Here is a 15917-nt window from a genome sequence, read left to right as displayed (position 1 = left end):
TAATAAATCCCGATGTAACCAAGACTCATACTCACTGTCGTGATTTAAAATTTACTGAATTGCTTTCGCGGCTTTTTTTGGTTTAAGCTGAGCAATTAGTAGCAGCAACACGTCTTGCCAGTGGGAGTCATGGAGATAGTCTTGGATATGATTAAGGATAATCTCAAAATTTTCTTCATTATCGGCTTGATAGTTAATTTCTTGAGCACACAGATAATCTTGAAAGATTTTATGGATAAAGGCGTAACCATCCAACCCTTGTTGTGTTAAAATGCCAGTGCGATGCTCCTTTGGAGCCGCTACGCGATGCTCGGTACGAGCCGCTACGCGAACGCTAATCAAATTAACCAACCGTTTTGCCTCTGCCTTGGCCTCGTATAACTGAATCTGTTTCAGGTTTTTAATTTCTCTACCAAACCAAGCAATCAGTTCATCTCGATTAATTACTATCCTACCTTCTTTCTCCGTTTTACTCTCCTGGATATTCATCCAATACCCGAGACGTTCCATCAATCGTCTGCAATCATTCAATCCCAGATATTTCAGCTTCTGATTATTACTAATATCTGGACTAATATCTGGTTTATTATCCCAGGAGGTTAATAACAGGTCTACTGCCTGGTCATAAAGCTGATAGCGCTCCAAAGGCAATCGGAAATGATAGCGGTGAATTAGGGTAATAATTGTCAACAATAGGGGGTTTCGTGCCAGGCGTCTAATCTGCTGATGCTCATATAGCACTTTGCTCAGGCTTTCTTTAAGTCGTTGTGCTTCTGCTTTGTCTTGAATCTGACTATAGTACCAGCGCTGAATAAATTCCTCTATTTGACTGTCATCAAAGGACTTAATTTGATAGCGATAAAATTCTTCGTTCCTGTAAAACTCCCAGATAAAATTTGAGTTATGGTAACTGGAATTATCGCAGGTTATAATTACCCAATTGTTAGGAAATTGCTGGATAAAATCCTTAATTTTACCTACGACTTGCTCACCTTTGGCTGGTTCTGTGACTTGATCAAGCCCATCGAGCAAAATCAATGTTCGTCCATCCTCCAGCCAATGTTCAAAGAAACCTTTAGGCAGGGATTTCACCAATAGGGTTTTTTCAGCAAACTGCCGTGCATAGTCTAGAATACTGATATCTGAATACTCGACCCAATCCCGAATATCAATTAAAATCGGCAGCCAGTCAAGATCTGGCGCTAACCCCATTGCTTCTGGTTGCTTCTGGGCTAACATGACAGCAACATAATTCATTAAGGTGGTTTTACCTGAACCAGGCGCACCCAGTAACATGACGTTTCGGGATTTAGCAGAGGTAACCTGCCAGGTTTTTACGGCTGATAAATATTGGGCAAGAGTTTTTTTAACCGTTTGCATGGGCAATGGTTGCCATTGCTTACCGGGTAATGCTACCTGAGGGTGAAAAACCCGCGACTCTACCGGTCGCTGACTACTGGGAGGATGTAACACTTCCACCTCAGGCATGACAAAAATTTGGTCAAGCTTAAGGGAATGGTTTCCATGCTGGGTCGCTACCAACATCCCAGCAAACTTAACATGATCAATCCTGTGGGAAATTTGCTGGAAATAGTTTTCCTTAGTTAGTTGAAATTGTAAATAAGTGCTGGTTTTATCAGTATAAGTCTTGACAAAGGTTTCCATCCAGGGAAGGATAAAACTATCTTGTGGTTGAGTGGGGGCATAGTTTGAGGCTACCTGCTTAAATTTCTCCACAAGCAAAGAGGTTAATGGTGCTTTGTGCTCCTCTTGGAGGGGTTTGTGTAATTCCTCCTGTACTTCCCTATCTTGGAAAAAGTCTTCCAGAAAAAACGCGATCGCATCAGGAGCAGAGTAATAGAAAAGGCGCTGCTCTGGTGCCAAAGGTTCTTCTCGCATTAGGGCAGCTTTGAGTCCTTGCTCTACTGCTTTGTTAATGTCGGCAGGAGTTAGCCTAGTTTGAATTTTTATCCCTAAAATAGGGGCAACAGATTTAGCAACAACAGAAGCAATTTCCCAGGTCATAGGGCAAGCTCAATTTTCCCTCAACAATTATTATCGCAGTCTTTAGTCATTTGCTTCTCCTTCTTACTTCTGTTACCCCTATTGCCCCTCTTGAAACACCCAATTTAGGTCATTTGCGAACAACCTGATCAACTCACGGCCATCCCTTATCCTTGCTCAGCTGTTGGCATCTTCAGTGGTCTTTAATCGCCAACCGGGTTTAACGACCTGATTTCTACTACGAGCAATCACCAAGCTATCGTTTGGCACATCCTTGGTAACCACAGAACCAGCTGCCACAGTGACATCCTCTCCTAAAGTTAGTGGTGCCACCAGCACACTATTGGAACCAGTCTTAGTGCGATCGCCTATCTGGGTTTTATGCTTTTTAACACCATCGTAATTGGCTGTAATGGTACCTGCGCCAATATTCACTCTTGACCCTAGGGTAGCATCTCCCAAATAAGATAGATGAGAGGCATTAGTGCGATCGCCTATCTGAGTATTTTTCAGTTCCACAAAATTTCCGATACGGCAGGATTCTCCTACTTGGGCATTACCCCGAAGATGGGAATACGGACCAATACGGGTGCCATCTTGAACCACAGAATCACTTACCACTGAATATAGCACGGTCACCTTGTCACCCAACTGGCTATTTTCAATCAGACTCCCTGGGCCAATCCTGCTACCAGCACCAATCACCGTCTTACCCCGCAAATGAGTTTGGGGCTCAATGATGACATCAGGTTGCAATTGGACAGTGTCATCAATGGTGATACTGTTTGGGTTAATTAATGTCACCCCTGCCTTCATCCAGCTATCCTTAACCCGCTCTTGCAAAATCTGCTCAGCCATGGCCAGCTGTTTACGGTCATTAATCCCGAGAATTTCGTGGGTTACTTCCACATCCACTGCCATTACTGGATTAACCATGGTAACCGCATCCGTTAGGTAATACTCATTTTGGTCATTATCCGCAGACAGTTTTGGTAGGACCAAAGCCAATTGAGACCAGTTGAAGCAATAGACACCAGCATTGATGCGGTTATTTTGCTTTTGAGCATCAGTACAATCCCGGTGTTCCACAATCTGTTGCAGCTGATTGTTACTATCACAGAAAACCCGTCCATAGCCGGTGGGATTGGGCAAATGGGCAGTTAGGATCGTAGCGCCATTGTTATGGGCTTGATGGCTTTCTAATAGTCGTTTAATGGTATCGGGACGCAACAAGGGAACATCACCATTTAAGACCAGTAAGTCTCCGGTATCGTCTGCCAAGTAGGGCAAGAGTTGCTGGACGGCATGACCAGTACCCAATTGCTCTTTCTGTTCAACGAATTCTACATCGGTGTAGGCGCTCAGACTTTCTTTTACCCGTTCACTCTGATAGCCACAAATCACTATCACTCTGGAGGGGTTAATAGAAACACAACTGTTGATCACTCGCTCCACTAGAGTTTGTGAACCCAAACGATGACAGACTTTGGGCAGGTCAGATTTCATGCGAGTTCCCCGTCCTGCCGCTAGAATTGCTACTGCAACCATAGATTAGCTTTTTGCTTCCATCTTTGCATCCCTATCATACTAAGACTTGAGCTGAGTTCAATGTCATAAATTGGCAGTTTTGTTAAAGATGCAGGAGAGAGAATTCAGAATTCAGGATAAGAATGATGAATCTATTGGGAGATTGACATCCTCCCACCGCTAAATTATAAATTCTAGCGGGGGATTCCTAAGACTCACGACTTAGGTTTCTGTTTCTTTCTCCCCTTAGGGGAGTTTTTCGCACCAGCCTTCCGAGACTTACTCTCTTCGGGTCTTACGGTCGCTCCACAGACTGACACGGCAAGCCCTGCCGCCAAAATGTTAATTGATGCGTTGATATCGCGATCGTGGTGAGTATTACAGGATGGACAATCCCATTCCCGAATCTTTAAGGGCAAGGAAGCAACACGATTTAGACAAACAGAGCATAACTTGCTACTAGGAAACCATCTATCAATGGAAACAGCTTTCCGATTGTACCAATCTGACTTGTACTTAATCTGACGAATTATTTCTGCCCAATTAGCATCACTGATTACTTGAGCTAGTTTGTGATTTTTGACCATGTTTTTCACAGCTAAATCCTCAAACGCAATCAATTGGTTTTCTCTGACCAGTTGAGTAGTTAGCTTGTGAGTAAAATCTCGTCTAGCGTCCTTGATCTTTGCGTGTATCCTGGCAACTTTCAATCTTGCCTTGTAACGATTGTTAGATCCTTTTTGTTTTCGCGATAAAGCTTTTTGATATTTAGCTAATATTTTCTTGAGTTTTTTAAAGTGTTTAGGATTAGGGATTTTATCTCCATTACTAGTTGTCATCAAACTCGAAATTCCTAGGTCAAAGCCAACCTGTTGATCCGTTGAGGGCAAACTTAAATCTCTGTGGTCATTAAACCTAATTGAGATATGCCACCGATCGGATGGATCTAAGCTGATCGTAACGGTACTTGGATTACAGCTTTCAGGTAAATGACGACTCCAACGAATTGCTAAAGGTTCTTTGCATTTGGCAAGATAGATTTGATCATCTTTCCATTTAAATGCTGATTTAGTGAACTCTGCGCTACCACCATTACGCTTCTTTTTGAAGTTGGGATACTTAGCCCGACCTGCAAAGAAATTAGTGAAGGCAGTTTGGAGATGTCTTAATCCTTGTTGAAGGGGCACAGAACTGACGTCGCCCAAAAAGAATAAGTCATCCTGTTTTTTCCATCCTGTCAACATCAAAGAAGTTTCCTTGTAGCTTATACGTTCTTGACGTTCATACCAACCTTTTGTTCTAGCATCTAAAGCCTTGTTGTAAACAAGTCTTACACAGCCTAAAGTCCTCCTCAACAGAGTTTCCTGTTCAGGGGTTGGATAGAAACGGTAACGGTAAGCTTTTTCGACCATATTAACTCTTTGACATATATTTACATTTTAAGATGTTATGTGTAAGATGTCAAGGGGAGGTGCGACCCGTGGCGAATTTAATTCGCCGAACGCGCCCCGCGTCTCCGTAGGAGAAACGCGCCCCGCGTCTCCGTAGGAGAACGGAAAGCGCACCTAGCAATTCATGAGGGGCTGTGTGCGGAACCTGCGTCCGCACTTTATACGCCCCGTCTCCCGTTATACCCGTAGGGTTAGCGGGAGATGAATTGCTCCTAAGGATAAATAGTATTATTCCGGATTAAACTGTTATTAATTCCTAATTAAGTAAAAAATTACCGTATTCTGAACTATAGGAGGGGAGTAGGGAATCGGGAATCGGGAATTGGGACTGCATCGCTTAAACCTGTCTTGCCTTTTGCCTTTTGCCTTTTGCCTTTTGCCTTTTGTCTTAAAAAGTGGTGCGTTACGGGGCTACTGGCTACGAAGTTGAATATGATGGCAAGGCGCGCCCCTAACGCACCCTACTCCCTACTCCCTACTCCCTACTCCCTACTCCCTACTCCCTACTCCCTACTCCCTGTTCCCTATTCCCTATTCCCTTTGCTCTCTCAACCAACGCTTTTTCCAATGGGAGGTTGGTTCAAGTAAAGAGTTTTGCTGCTCTAGGCGACGTCGGTGTAAAATGTCCGAGGCTGAGTCTGATAAATTCGGGTCTCGGTAAGGTACAGCGGCACGAGTTTGCAAATGTTCTTGCTCTCGGATTGATAAGCTAGGTAAATCAGTTTCAGTAAAGCTAGCAACAGTACCGGGTTGCCGATTTCCCACTTCAATGGTAGAGCCAATCGTAAACCCAGCTGTGATCAGGGCAATTCTAACGGCTGCAGCACAAGAGTAGGTGGCTAGTCTACCGGTGTCTGAGCAACATTGGGCTAAGTGTTGAATAAATTCTAGAGTCCATAATTGGGGACAGTTAGGTGGGGAAAAGGGGTCAAGAAAGATAGCATCGGCTTGGAAGTTAGCTTGTTGCACCTGTTGGATAGTCTCTCTGGCATCACCGAGATAGAGTTGAGCTTGCAATTGCTGGGTTTCAAGCAGTCCAGTAGTTGCCAGATCCTCCAATAGTTGGGGGATAGGATTGGGAAAGAGATTCAGCCAACCCTGAGCGATCGCAGCTTGTGGTACGGTAGAGTCTAATTCTAGGGCAACTAGTTGGACATGGCAGTGGGGATTGTGTGTCCAAATTTCCGCTAGGGCAGCAGCTGTGTTGTAACCTAAACCATAACAGATATCCAATAACCGTAGCACTGGCTGTTGGGCTTTTTGGGCTAGTTGGCAAGGTTTAACAAACTTCAGCTGGGCTTCTTCTATCGCACCTTGTCGGCTGTGATAGGATTCACCAATTTCTGAACAAAAGAAGGTGAATGAGCCATCAGCAGTCATTTCCGGTGTGAATACCTTTTTATCGGGCATTAGGAAGTAGGGAGTAGGGGTAAGAGGGAACAGGGAACAGGGAACAGGGAACAGGGAACAGAGTTGATGTAGTTGATGTAGGGTGGGCAGTGCATCAAACAGATTCACCAAGCTGGTTATAGGGTTACTCGGCACTGCCCACCATCTGCCCACCATAGAAGGTTATGTGGTTGTTCGCCTTTGGCGTTCCCGTGGGGTAGGTTATTTGCCCAAGATGGAACATGTAACCTGCTAACTTTCAACCCTTCTAGGGTAAGAGTTGATGCTGGAATTTATAATAATTAATGGCAAAATCCCCCAAGCTACCAAAACCCTAGTCTATGACACATCCTTTTCAAACACCCCACAGCGGATATCACTGGGACGGTAAGAGCGGTCGCTTTTTTGAAGGTTGGTACTATCGGGTGACCTTACCCAGTTGTGGTCAGACGTTTGCGTTTATGTATTCCATTGAAGACCCCATTGGTGGTCAACCCTATAGTGGTGGTTCAGCCCAAATTCTAGGCCCTGATGATCAGTATCTGTGTCGTACCTTTCCCCATCCGGAACAGTTTTGGGGGTCATCGGAATCCTTAGGTCTAGGACATTGGGGTAAAACGAAATTACAAATTACTCCTCAATACCTTGATCCTGATAAATTTGAGTATCAAATCAAGGAAGGATATCAGGCTACAGCTACCTTGAATCAAGGGTTTATTCGGGACCCAGCCAACGGACGCTATTGTGATTGGCGCTATGAAATTAAACCGATTTATGGCTGGGGAGATCTGGGAAAACCCCAGCAATCAACCGCTGGCTGGCTTTCGTTTTTACAGATATTTGAACCAGGATGGCAAATCTTGATGGCCCACGGTTTAGCCACTGGCTGGATTGATTGGAATGGTAGGCTATATGACTTTACCAATGTCCCGGCCTATGGGGAAAAAAATTGGGGTCGTGCTTTTCCTAAGAAGTGGTTTTGGCTCAATTGCAACAGTTTTACCGATCAACCAGACCTGGCTCTGACTGCTGGTGGTGGTAGACGGGAAGTAGTGGGGTTGGCAGAAGCTGCTGCTTTGATTGGCATTCACTACGAAGGTAAATTTTCTGAATTCGTGCCCTGGAATTCAGAAGTAAGCTGGCAGATTGAGCCTTGGGGAAATTGGCAGATGCAAGGGCGCAATGGTGAGTATGAAGTAGAGTTAACTGGTACAACTGACTATCCTGGTACACCTCTACTAGCTCCGACGGAACAGGGATTAAATTTGATTTGCCGAGATACTATGCAAGGTAACCTGAAGTTGGAACTTAAACAACGACGTGGGGATAACGTTGAACCGATTTTGATAGCTGAAAGTAAGTTATGTGGATTAGAAGTTGGTGGTATTCCTTGGCAAAAACCCTGGAATTCTTCTGCTAAATTGCCTTGGGTTTTGTGATATAGCGCTATGGGCCAGGCAAGAGAGAAAAGGCAAAAGGCAAAGGTGCGCTTTCCGGATTAAGAATTAAATTCGCCACGGGTCGCACCTAAAAGTTGATTACCACAGCTTTTCAGCTTTTATCATCGTTGACTTTTATGTTATTAAATAGGAATTATTGAGAATAACTAGACAGCTTGATTAGTCATCAGACTTATATTTGATCTTCATGACATAATTTATTTTCCCTTTGCTTCCGAATGTCACATCGACACCTTGTATACCATCTACATTAATTCCCGCAGCAGCATCACGGCTCATCTCAATTTCCATTTCATCAACGTTTTGCTTGCGTCCCTCCTCAATGATTGACCTAATGATTTCACTATCATTTTGAATAATTTCATTATCATTTTTAAAAATATTACCTGGTGACTTGACTAAATCTACTACATATTTAACAAGTCCCAATGCAGCTTGGTAAGTGGAAAATGGAAGAATAAAAATTTTCCAGTTAAATTCAGCTTCAAGCTTCTTTGTTTCTGTGTTATAAAGTAGTTTCATAACATCATTTATTGATTTTTTAACAGCACTTTCGCCAATCTAGGATATTAAAAATTACAATTAGTCCGTTATGATACTTAGTATTACCCCAAATACAGTATCCCAAAAGCACATTTTTTAGGGGAAATTACTTAATGCTTATCAGTTTGCTTATCAGCCTTAGTAATACTATATAGCAATTCTCAATCATTTGTCAAATATGCAAAATATAAACTAGTTGCTGGTATTGGTTTATAGCGATATTTTTTGGCTATTTTACGAATCATTTAGGACTTCTATATCAACCCAAAGAGCGCAGAAAATTCCCTAATCCTACACCAATAAACGTAGCAACAGCATAACCCAGAGTACCGCAGAGAATCGCTGGAGTAACTAGCTTATCCCACTGCCGTGCTGTTGCCATAGCCGCTGCTGTAGTTGGCCCACCCATATTAGCATTCGACGCAATCACCAATTCAGCTAAATCCAAACCCAGCAATCGCCCAACTCCCAGTAACACTAACAAATGGATGGCGAGAATTAATCCAGCAAAGATAAACAGAACTGATCCCACTCGTAGCACTATTTCCACATTAGCGCTGGCTCCAATTACAGCAAAAAATACCTGCATCAGCAGATAGCCAATTTTTTCTGCAGCCGTTATCCTACTTAAATAGCTTGGGAATACTGTCGCTAACATTACAATTAAAATCGTTACCACCAGAATTCCCCCTTTGTTGAAGCCCAACCAGCTAGCGAGACCATAACCTACAGCACAAGCAATCATACTAATAGCTAATGCCAAACTGATCTTGAAAACAGATAGTTGTTGTCGAGACTGGGAATCAAAGATACTAAACTGACTAGAATGAGTATTTTCATGGGAGCGCTGGTTAGGAAAAATTCCCCGTAGCCACTTAATGGAAGGTAAAGAAAACAGCACTAAAAAGTACAAGGTCATCACTAAATTATCTGCTGCTACCCCAGCACTGAGTAAATCTCCTGCTCGTAACCCAGTGCTTTCAGCGGTTGCCGCAAAATTAACTGAACCACCAATATAAGTAGCACAAAAAATTGCTGCCAACTTCCAACCTTCTTCTCCTAAAGGAATCAGATAGTAAGCTACTACTGTGCCTAAAATTGTTCCCACTGCACCAATTCCATAGGCAATTAAAGTAGGTCCAGCCTCTCGCACAATCCTAAACAAGTCAGCTTGGAATAGTAGTAAAGGAATAGCTAATGGAACTAAGTAAGACCAGACCACCCCATAGGCGGGAGCATCCGGTGGGATAATCCTAAGATTAGATAGGATAAACGTTACCAAAATGGTGACAACAGCCCCAGATAGTTTAGCTCCCCAAGGAGTCCGTTCTGCCCAGAATCCAATCGTTGCTGCTGACAGCAACACAGCCCAAAGAGCGAAATCTTGATTAGGATTGATTAGAGAGGTTGCCATGATAGCTATGAGAACCGCTATATATAAATAGGTTATGAATAATAGTGCTAATTTATCACAACATTAAACACTCTTTGGAGCTCTTTCCTACTCCCTATTCCCTAACTAGTCAATAATTGATATAATTTATTAATAGTTTATGAATCTTATAGTCAATATAGGTCAACAAATAGCAAAATTTTTCTCCCCTGAGGTTTGGTTACTTAAGGGTTTGAGTAACGATTGAGCCCAGCAAGCCTAGGTAGATCAGCTGATCAGGTGACAATAAGGCTGAAAAGTAGACAGGGGTTAAGTGATGGGTGTTCGGTGCTCGGGACTCTACCCTAAAGAAAGTGAGCTCAACCCAGAGCAAGTCGCCCTCAACAATCAGGCTGAAAACCTGATTAAATCGTTTCTAGCAACAGATGATTACTCGTAATTTTACCCTCAGCTTTAAATCATAATCTTTAATTGTATCATAAACAGAGTCCAGTGGTGACCCTCTGAGGTGTATCAGTTTAAATTGTCAAGGTATCTTCATCTTATCTTTATAAAATTTTTATATTATCTTCATAGTTGAGGGTTGAGTTTTATTAAAAATCTTGATAGATTAAACTCGGCGTTAATTGATAAAAACTATTAATAAGGAGGCATTCGAGATTTAGAGCAGTTCAACCAATGCCTACATTTTTTTCTCGTCCGCTATTTGGTAGTAAGCATTCAGGCGTTGGCCAAAAGCCAAAAGCCAAGGCCACGCTACTTGAGGTGCTTTGTGGCACAGCCTTCGACGCTGTGACGATGTAACTCAGATTAAACGAATGCTTACCCATTTTATTCAAAAGCACAATCTATACCACCATCTGTAGCAGATTAGCTCAATGCTTACCCTAACCCAATAATGCTATACCCGATTTATTGAGCTGCTTCACATTCCTGAATTCAATTCAATTTTGGGGCTTTTAACATTGGGTTTTATCAGAGCATATTCGGTTTTAAAATGCAAATTTTTTAAACTAATAATAAGTTCAAAAGAAGGAGTTAAAAATGTTTACTCAGAAATCCTTCGTAAGTTTGAGTTTAGCAACTACTAAATACTGACTACTAACTCCTTCTGCCGAAAGCAGATCATTTGATTCTAGGAGGTTTAAACTTATGTCTTGCTATTTAAAGACAGCCGTTATCACCCTAAGTACAGCATTAAGCATCGTTATCCCTACCGTAGCTGAGGCAATTACCTTTGGATTTGATTGGACAGGTCAAATTGCTGGCTTTAGCGTTACCGGTTTATTTAGCTATGACGAAACGCAAAGTTATACCGATGGAATCGTCAGGACCAGTGACTTAGATTCTCTGATTGTCTCATTTTTTGATCCTCAAGGCAATTTTTTGAGAACCTATACCGATAATCATTTCGATGCAGGGGTTAACTTCAATTTTGATACTCAAACAAAGCAAATACTCCAATCGGGGACTTACTTTGACCCAGATGGAATCAACATTGGAGATGGCTCCAGAAGCGATGGTTTAACCTTCTGGTCAAAACCACCGCAAAGTAGTACGCCTCACGTCCATGTAGATGATTGGTTGGATGAGTTTGGTTTTCCTATCGGTTTTAGTAGCCATGAAGATGTTGCGTTTCCGACTCGAACCACCCAGGAACTGATTGAGACGGGCAAGGTTGGTGACACCTATATTGATCGACTAACTGAGTTAGAAACAAAAGGACAATTTGCCAAAGTTTCCACGGTTCCTGAACCAACAACATTGATAGGAGTGTTGGGTCTGGGAGGGTGGCTTTTCACTTCAAGTTTACAGCGTCGGAAACAATAGCAGATTTTCCAGCAATTTTATGTCTAAAGGAAAGATTTTTCCATGACAAAAACCCTTATACCCATATGATGCGATCGCGGTAGTGAGAAATCTACAAATCCAGGCACGGGGTGCTTCCCTCTTAGCTGGAAAAGAGGTGAAATTTTTGGTGTTTTTTTTCTTGTACTAGGAGAATAACAATGACAATCAAGACTTTAACTAAAGTAGCAACAGCGATCGTTGGCGGTAGCTTAAGCTTAGGGGTAGTCGGAATCAACTTCGTTGAAGCAGCAACTGTCAAATATAATTTCACAGTGAATCTGGAAAAGAGCTTTTTCCTGACTGGCTCTTCTGAACTCGATATTGCCCCCAATCCTGATTATTACAACGGTGAGTTTACCTTTGACGATTCAAGTTTGACTAAGGTGGGAGCTGAGAGTTTAGGAGTTGACGATGGTTTGTCAATTACCCTATTTAGTGATCCTCGAATAAATGAAGAGGACGACGAGCGTTTCCCAGACTTCCCAACTGTCAATTTCCTAAACGGAGAATTACTGGGGTTAGATTACGATGTAGTTTATCATCCTTTTACCGCCGTTGGTGAATTCTCTGGAGATTTTTTCCGTTTTTCTAATGGTGATTTCACTGACGGTTTCGATCCTACCTTCTATACTCCAGAAGACGAGCCGCGCCAGCCTATTCTCGGAAGTGGAACTGTCACCTATACACTTGTTCCTGAACCAACAACATTGATGGGAATGTTGGGTCTAGGAGGGTGGCTTTTTGCCTCAACCTTAAAACGTCGGAAACAATCATAGATTGTAAGCTATCAGCTATCAGCCGTCAGCCCGCATAAGCTGTTCGCGTAGCGTGCGCGTAGCGCATAAGCTGACGGCTGATAGCTTACATCACACAAACTGCCAAATCTTAATAGTATTATCTTGAGAACTACTAGCAATGGTAGCACCATCATGGCTAATAGCAACGGTAGTGACAGCGCTTAAATGATCCGTGAGAGTATAGAGCAATTCACCACTACCAGGATGCCAGATTTTGACAGTCTTATCGGCGCTACCACTGATTAAGGTATTCCCTTGAGGGCTAATGGCAATAGATTTAACAGCATTCCCATGTCCGGTGAGAGTAAGCAACGGTTTTTTTGGTATTTGTAAATACCGATCCCTCTTCAGCAACCAAATCTTAATGGTTTTATCAGCACTGCCACTAATTAAAATTTGACCACTAGGGCTAAAGGTGAGTGACTCTACCGATGCCGAATGTCCAGTAATCGTTGCGGCAAGCTTACCAGTTACTAAATTCCAAAGCTTAATGGTTTTGTCAGCACTACCACTAGCTAGCAGTTGTCCATCTTTACTAATAGCTACTGTATTAACGGTTCCTAAATGGCCAAACAAAGTTGTCTGTAATGATGCCTTCTTCAGCATCCAAAGCTTAATAGTCTGATCCGCACTACCACTAGCTATAAGTTGCCCATTGTGACTAATTGCCAGACACTTTACCCAAGCAGAATGTCCACAAAGGGTATGGATTAAATTTCCCGTATACCCATGCCATAGTTTAATGGTATGATCCCAACTGCTACTAGCGATAATTTCTCCATCTGGACTAAACCCAACCGCCTCAATCACATTTAAATGTCCTGAAAGTTTGGCTACCACTGTTTTAGCTTGCCAGTTAAAGATCGTGATAGTTTTATCTGTACTACCACTAACTATAGTTTGTCCATTCGGGCTAAAGGCGATAGAATTAATTCCACTCGACTCTTCAGAAAAGGTATGTACACATTTCCAAGTAGGAGTATCAAACTTAGGGGTAACTGTTGTAGATAAAGACGTTACTGGTATAGCAGCGAAATCCTCTGGTAAACCAAGTGCTGCTAGGACTTGAATGGCTGATTGGTAGCGTTGGTCTGGTAAATTTTCTACCATTTTGTTCAGGATGCGAATAAGCTGCTCACTGACAGGTTGCCTGAGGTAATCGACCCAAACCCACTTCCCTTCTAGACTATTAAACATATCAAAGGGGTGAACATTGGTAAGTAGATGAATACAGGTAACCCCTAAACTGTACAAATCGCTGGTTGCGATCGCTTTTCCCATCAACTGTTCCGAAGCCGTGTAAGCCGCAGAGCCAATCATAGTTCCCGTTCGTGCTAGCACAGTTTTTGTAGTCAGCTTAGCAGCACTGAAATCCACCAGAAACAGTTCGCTCCCCCTTCCCCCCCAAGAATAAAACCTCTTCCTGGTTTTTCGTGTTGGTAACTTGGACAAAGAGGACTCAGGAGGAGGCCGACGAATGATATTGTGCGGATTGATATCCCGATGAATTACCTGATGACTATGGATAAAGCGCAGCACTGGCAGCAATTCAATCAGGACTTGCCGAACCTGGTTTTCCCTAAACGTCCCTTCGGTTTCCAGTTCTGTGGCTAAGCTTTCACCCTCGATATACTTGTGAACTAGAGCAGGTTCTCCTGGGATACCTAATTGATGATCCGCCTCAAAATAGGCCAGAAGTTCCGGAATCTGAGGATGTTGTCCCAGCACTTGCAGCCTAGTCGCTTCTTGGCGGAAAGACTCAGCCGCTTTCTGAGCATTGTTGGTATCTTGATTTTGTAAGGATAACTGTTTGATGATACACTTAGTCTTGCTATCATCTGCCTCATCCACCCCCAGAAAGGTGCGCCCCATACCACCAATACTAATTAGCCTCAGAGCACGGAAGCGATCGCCTAATCGTAATCTAGTTCCACAATAGGCACAAAACCTGGCCTGATTGGGATTTTGAGGATTTTGGCATTTAGGATTAAGACAGTAGCTCATGATATGGGGTGGTCAAGTCGAAGGGTTGGCAAGTCGAAGGGTTGGCAAGTTAACAAGTTAGCCAGTTGACAGATTTGTTGAAAGTATTCCCCAAGTTTTCCCCAAGTTTTCCCCAATGTTAACTGTTGCAAACCAAGCAATAAACCTCAGCAGTCACCCCTCAGCTGTCAGCCGTCAGCAGCTGTCAGCGGTCAGTTGTCAGCCGTCAGCTATACAGAAACCTTGGCCAAAAGGCCACGCTACGCGAACAACAAACCAACCTACCCTTAGGTAACGCCAAAGGCGAACAACCTTCGACAAACCCACCTTCAACCTTCAACCTTCAACCTTCAACAACCCAACCTTCAACCTTCCAGATGAGTCACCCCTAACCCAAAGGCTTTTACACACTACCAAAAGTTGGGATTGGACTAGCATTCTGACGATTGAAGCTCGGTAGATCAACCCGGGTGATATTGCGGCTTCTGACCGCTAATCGGTAACTGACACTCTGGAGTTCTGCGTGGAGTTGTCGGTTTTCCCGCTGTAACATGGTCACCTTCTCTTTGACTGGTGCCATCCGTTCCGAAAACTTCTGGTGATAAATTTTTGGTAGCTCTTGTACAACTTGTTCTAGCTGACGAGAGCGCTCGGTTAATTCTTCTACTGATTCCCGCAATTGCTTAATTTCCGTGTCACGGGTGGCAATTTGCTGTTGATAAAATTCCACCTGCTGCTCCACATCGTGCAACTGTTCTCGCAAGACCACCATCTGAGCCTTATGGCGCTCAGACACCTCTTGGGGAGGTTTGAAATTAGCATTCCCCTTCACCAAGCGGAATAGTTCTTGAGACAGCTGCTGCACTAACTGGTCTCTAAGCTGTAACTCTTCCCGTAAGTGAGATACTTCCGTTTGCAGAGCTGATCTCGATAGGGTTTCAATCTGCCTCACCATGGCTTACCACTCCAAGTAAATATACAATTTTCAATAGTAGATGCGAACCGGGGGTGTCGATCACTGATCACAAAATATACTGTTGCAGCTAATGTACCATCCAAACCCGGCCATTGACCATGCCATAGCACATCTAGCCCAGATCACCTTCAGGTTTAGAGTTTAGAATTCTTCATTCTTCATTCTTCATTCTTCATTCTAAATTCTGATTTATCAGAGTGGGAGAGTTTGAGAGGGAAAAGAATACCCCGTCGAATTAGGTCTTGAATTTACCGTAGCGATGCAGCGCGGTCTTGGGAAGGCAGCGCGGTCTTGGGGGTTCCCCCCATGAGCGACTGCCGTGGTTTCCCCCACTCGCGCTTTGCATCAAGAGAAGGATAGGGTCGCCTTAATCAAACAGTTTTGACCCTTTTTCGCACAGCCGACCAACCATAAAGGCGAACCTATCTATCGGTTTCGTCTTCGGGGATGAATATTCCGTCTCAAATAGTGTTAATATAAAAAGTAAGGGTCTCAAAAAAACAGGGCAAAAGACCCTACTCAGCTACCCTGGCCATAGGCCAC

The 15917-nt window shown here is 43.3% G+C and carries 14 protein-coding genes; 6 read left to right on the top strand and 8 right to left on the bottom strand.

The window, feature by feature from the left end; translation table 11 throughout:
- Positions 1 to 51 precede the first annotated feature (51 nt).
- From BJP37_RS29080 to BJP37_RS29070, 3 genes are all read right to left on the bottom strand, one after another.
- Complete coding sequence (locus BJP37_RS29080; RefSeq protein ID WP_075904066.1) at positions 52 to 2025, bottom strand: NACHT domain-containing protein; 1974 nt, start codon at positions 2023 to 2025, stop codon at positions 52 to 54.
- A 156-nt stretch (positions 2026 to 2181) separates the two neighbouring features.
- On the bottom strand, positions 2182 to 3552 hold the full coding sequence (glmU, locus tag BJP37_RS29075; protein WP_075904064.1) for a bifunctional UDP-N-acetylglucosamine diphosphorylase/glucosamine-1-phosphate N-acetyltransferase GlmU: 1371 nt from the start codon (positions 3550 to 3552) through the stop codon (positions 2182 to 2184).
- 194 nt (positions 3553 to 3746) lie between these two features.
- Entirely contained in the window at positions 3747 to 4943 is a 1197-nt protein-coding gene (locus BJP37_RS29070) for an RNA-guided endonuclease InsQ/TnpB family protein (protein ID WP_075904062.1), read from the bottom strand.
- A 387-nt stretch (positions 4944 to 5330) separates the two neighbouring features.
- Here BJP37_RS29070 and BJP37_RS37725 point away from each other — a divergent pair, with 387 nt between their 5' ends.
- Entirely contained in the window at positions 5331 to 5570 is a 240-nt protein-coding gene (locus BJP37_RS37725; RefSeq protein ID WP_143727852.1) for a hypothetical protein, read from the top strand.
- On the opposite strand, the gene BJP37_RS29065 is transcribed toward BJP37_RS37725, so the two are convergent.
- On the bottom strand, positions 5514 to 6527 hold the full coding sequence (locus BJP37_RS29065; RefSeq protein WP_438941518.1) for a tRNA (5-methylaminomethyl-2-thiouridine)(34)-methyltransferase MnmD: 1014 nt from the start codon (positions 6525 to 6527) through the stop codon (positions 5514 to 5516). The genes BJP37_RS37725 and BJP37_RS29065 overlap by 57 nt on opposite strands.
- Positions 6528 to 6712: 185 nt before the next feature.
- On the opposite strand from BJP37_RS29065, the gene BJP37_RS29060 reads away from it, so the two are divergent.
- Complete coding sequence (locus BJP37_RS29060; protein ID WP_075904060.1) at positions 6713 to 7810, top strand: tocopherol cyclase family protein; 1098 nt, start codon at positions 6713 to 6715, stop codon at positions 7808 to 7810.
- A gap of 180 nt (positions 7811 to 7990) precedes the next feature.
- On the opposite strand, the gene BJP37_RS29055 is transcribed toward BJP37_RS29060, so the two are convergent.
- Positions 7991 to 8353 (bottom strand): hypothetical protein, encoded by a 363-nt coding sequence (locus tag BJP37_RS29055; RefSeq protein ID WP_075904059.1) that lies wholly within the window; start codon positions 8351 to 8353, stop codon positions 7991 to 7993.
- A gap of 280 nt (positions 8354 to 8633) precedes the next feature.
- A complete protein-coding gene (locus BJP37_RS29050; RefSeq protein ID WP_075904057.1) occupies positions 8634 to 9788 on the bottom strand; it encodes a DUF819 family protein in 1155 nt (384 codons plus the stop codon).
- A gap of 657 nt (positions 9789 to 10445) precedes the next feature.
- On the opposite strand from BJP37_RS29050, the gene BJP37_RS44020 reads away from it, so the two are divergent.
- The 3 genes from BJP37_RS44020 to BJP37_RS29040 all read left to right on the top strand — a co-directional run bounded on the left by BJP37_RS44020 (position 10446) and on the right by BJP37_RS29040 (position 12394).
- Positions 10446 to 10571 (top strand): hypothetical protein, encoded by a 126-nt coding sequence (locus tag BJP37_RS44020; RefSeq protein WP_269087082.1) that lies wholly within the window; start codon positions 10446 to 10448, stop codon positions 10569 to 10571.
- A gap of 348 nt (positions 10572 to 10919) precedes the next feature.
- A complete protein-coding gene (locus BJP37_RS29045; RefSeq protein ID WP_075904055.1) occupies positions 10920 to 11597 on the top strand; it encodes a PEP-CTERM sorting domain-containing protein in 678 nt (225 codons plus the stop codon).
- Between the two features lie 179 nt (positions 11598 to 11776).
- Complete coding sequence (locus tag BJP37_RS29040; RefSeq protein ID WP_075904053.1) at positions 11777 to 12394, top strand: PEP-CTERM sorting domain-containing protein; 618 nt, start codon at positions 11777 to 11779, stop codon at positions 12392 to 12394.
- A gap of 90 nt (positions 12395 to 12484) precedes the next feature.
- On the opposite strand, the gene BJP37_RS29035 is transcribed toward BJP37_RS29040, so the two are convergent.
- The gene (locus BJP37_RS29035) at positions 12485 to 14419 is read right to left on the bottom strand and encodes a WD40 repeat domain-containing serine/threonine-protein kinase (protein ID WP_075904051.1); all 1935 of its coding nucleotides are present in this window, start codon (positions 14417 to 14419) and stop codon (positions 12485 to 12487) included.
- Between the two features lie 115 nt (positions 14420 to 14534).
- Here BJP37_RS29035 and BJP37_RS40240 point away from each other — a divergent pair, with 115 nt between their 5' ends.
- Positions 14535 to 14693 carry a hypothetical protein gene (locus BJP37_RS40240; protein WP_158069815.1) on the top strand — a complete coding sequence of 53 codons (159 nt, stop codon included), beginning with the start codon at positions 14535 to 14537 and terminating at the stop codon, positions 14691 to 14693.
- Between the two features lie 108 nt (positions 14694 to 14801).
- Here BJP37_RS40240 and BJP37_RS29030 read toward each other — a convergent pair whose 3' ends face one another.
- On the bottom strand, positions 14802 to 15353 hold the full coding sequence (locus tag BJP37_RS29030; protein ID WP_075904048.1) for an Npun_F5560 family protein: 552 nt from the start codon (positions 15351 to 15353) through the stop codon (positions 14802 to 14804).
- Positions 15354 to 15917 lie beyond the last annotated feature (564 nt).

This window comes from Moorena bouillonii PNG, from assembly GCF_001942495.1.
Taxonomy (GTDB): Bacteria; Cyanobacteriota; Cyanobacteriia; order Cyanobacteriales; family Coleofasciculaceae; genus Moorena; species Moorena bouillonii.
Note: the sequence above shows the minus strand (reverse complement) of the source record. Positions and strands in the feature narration are given on the sequence as shown.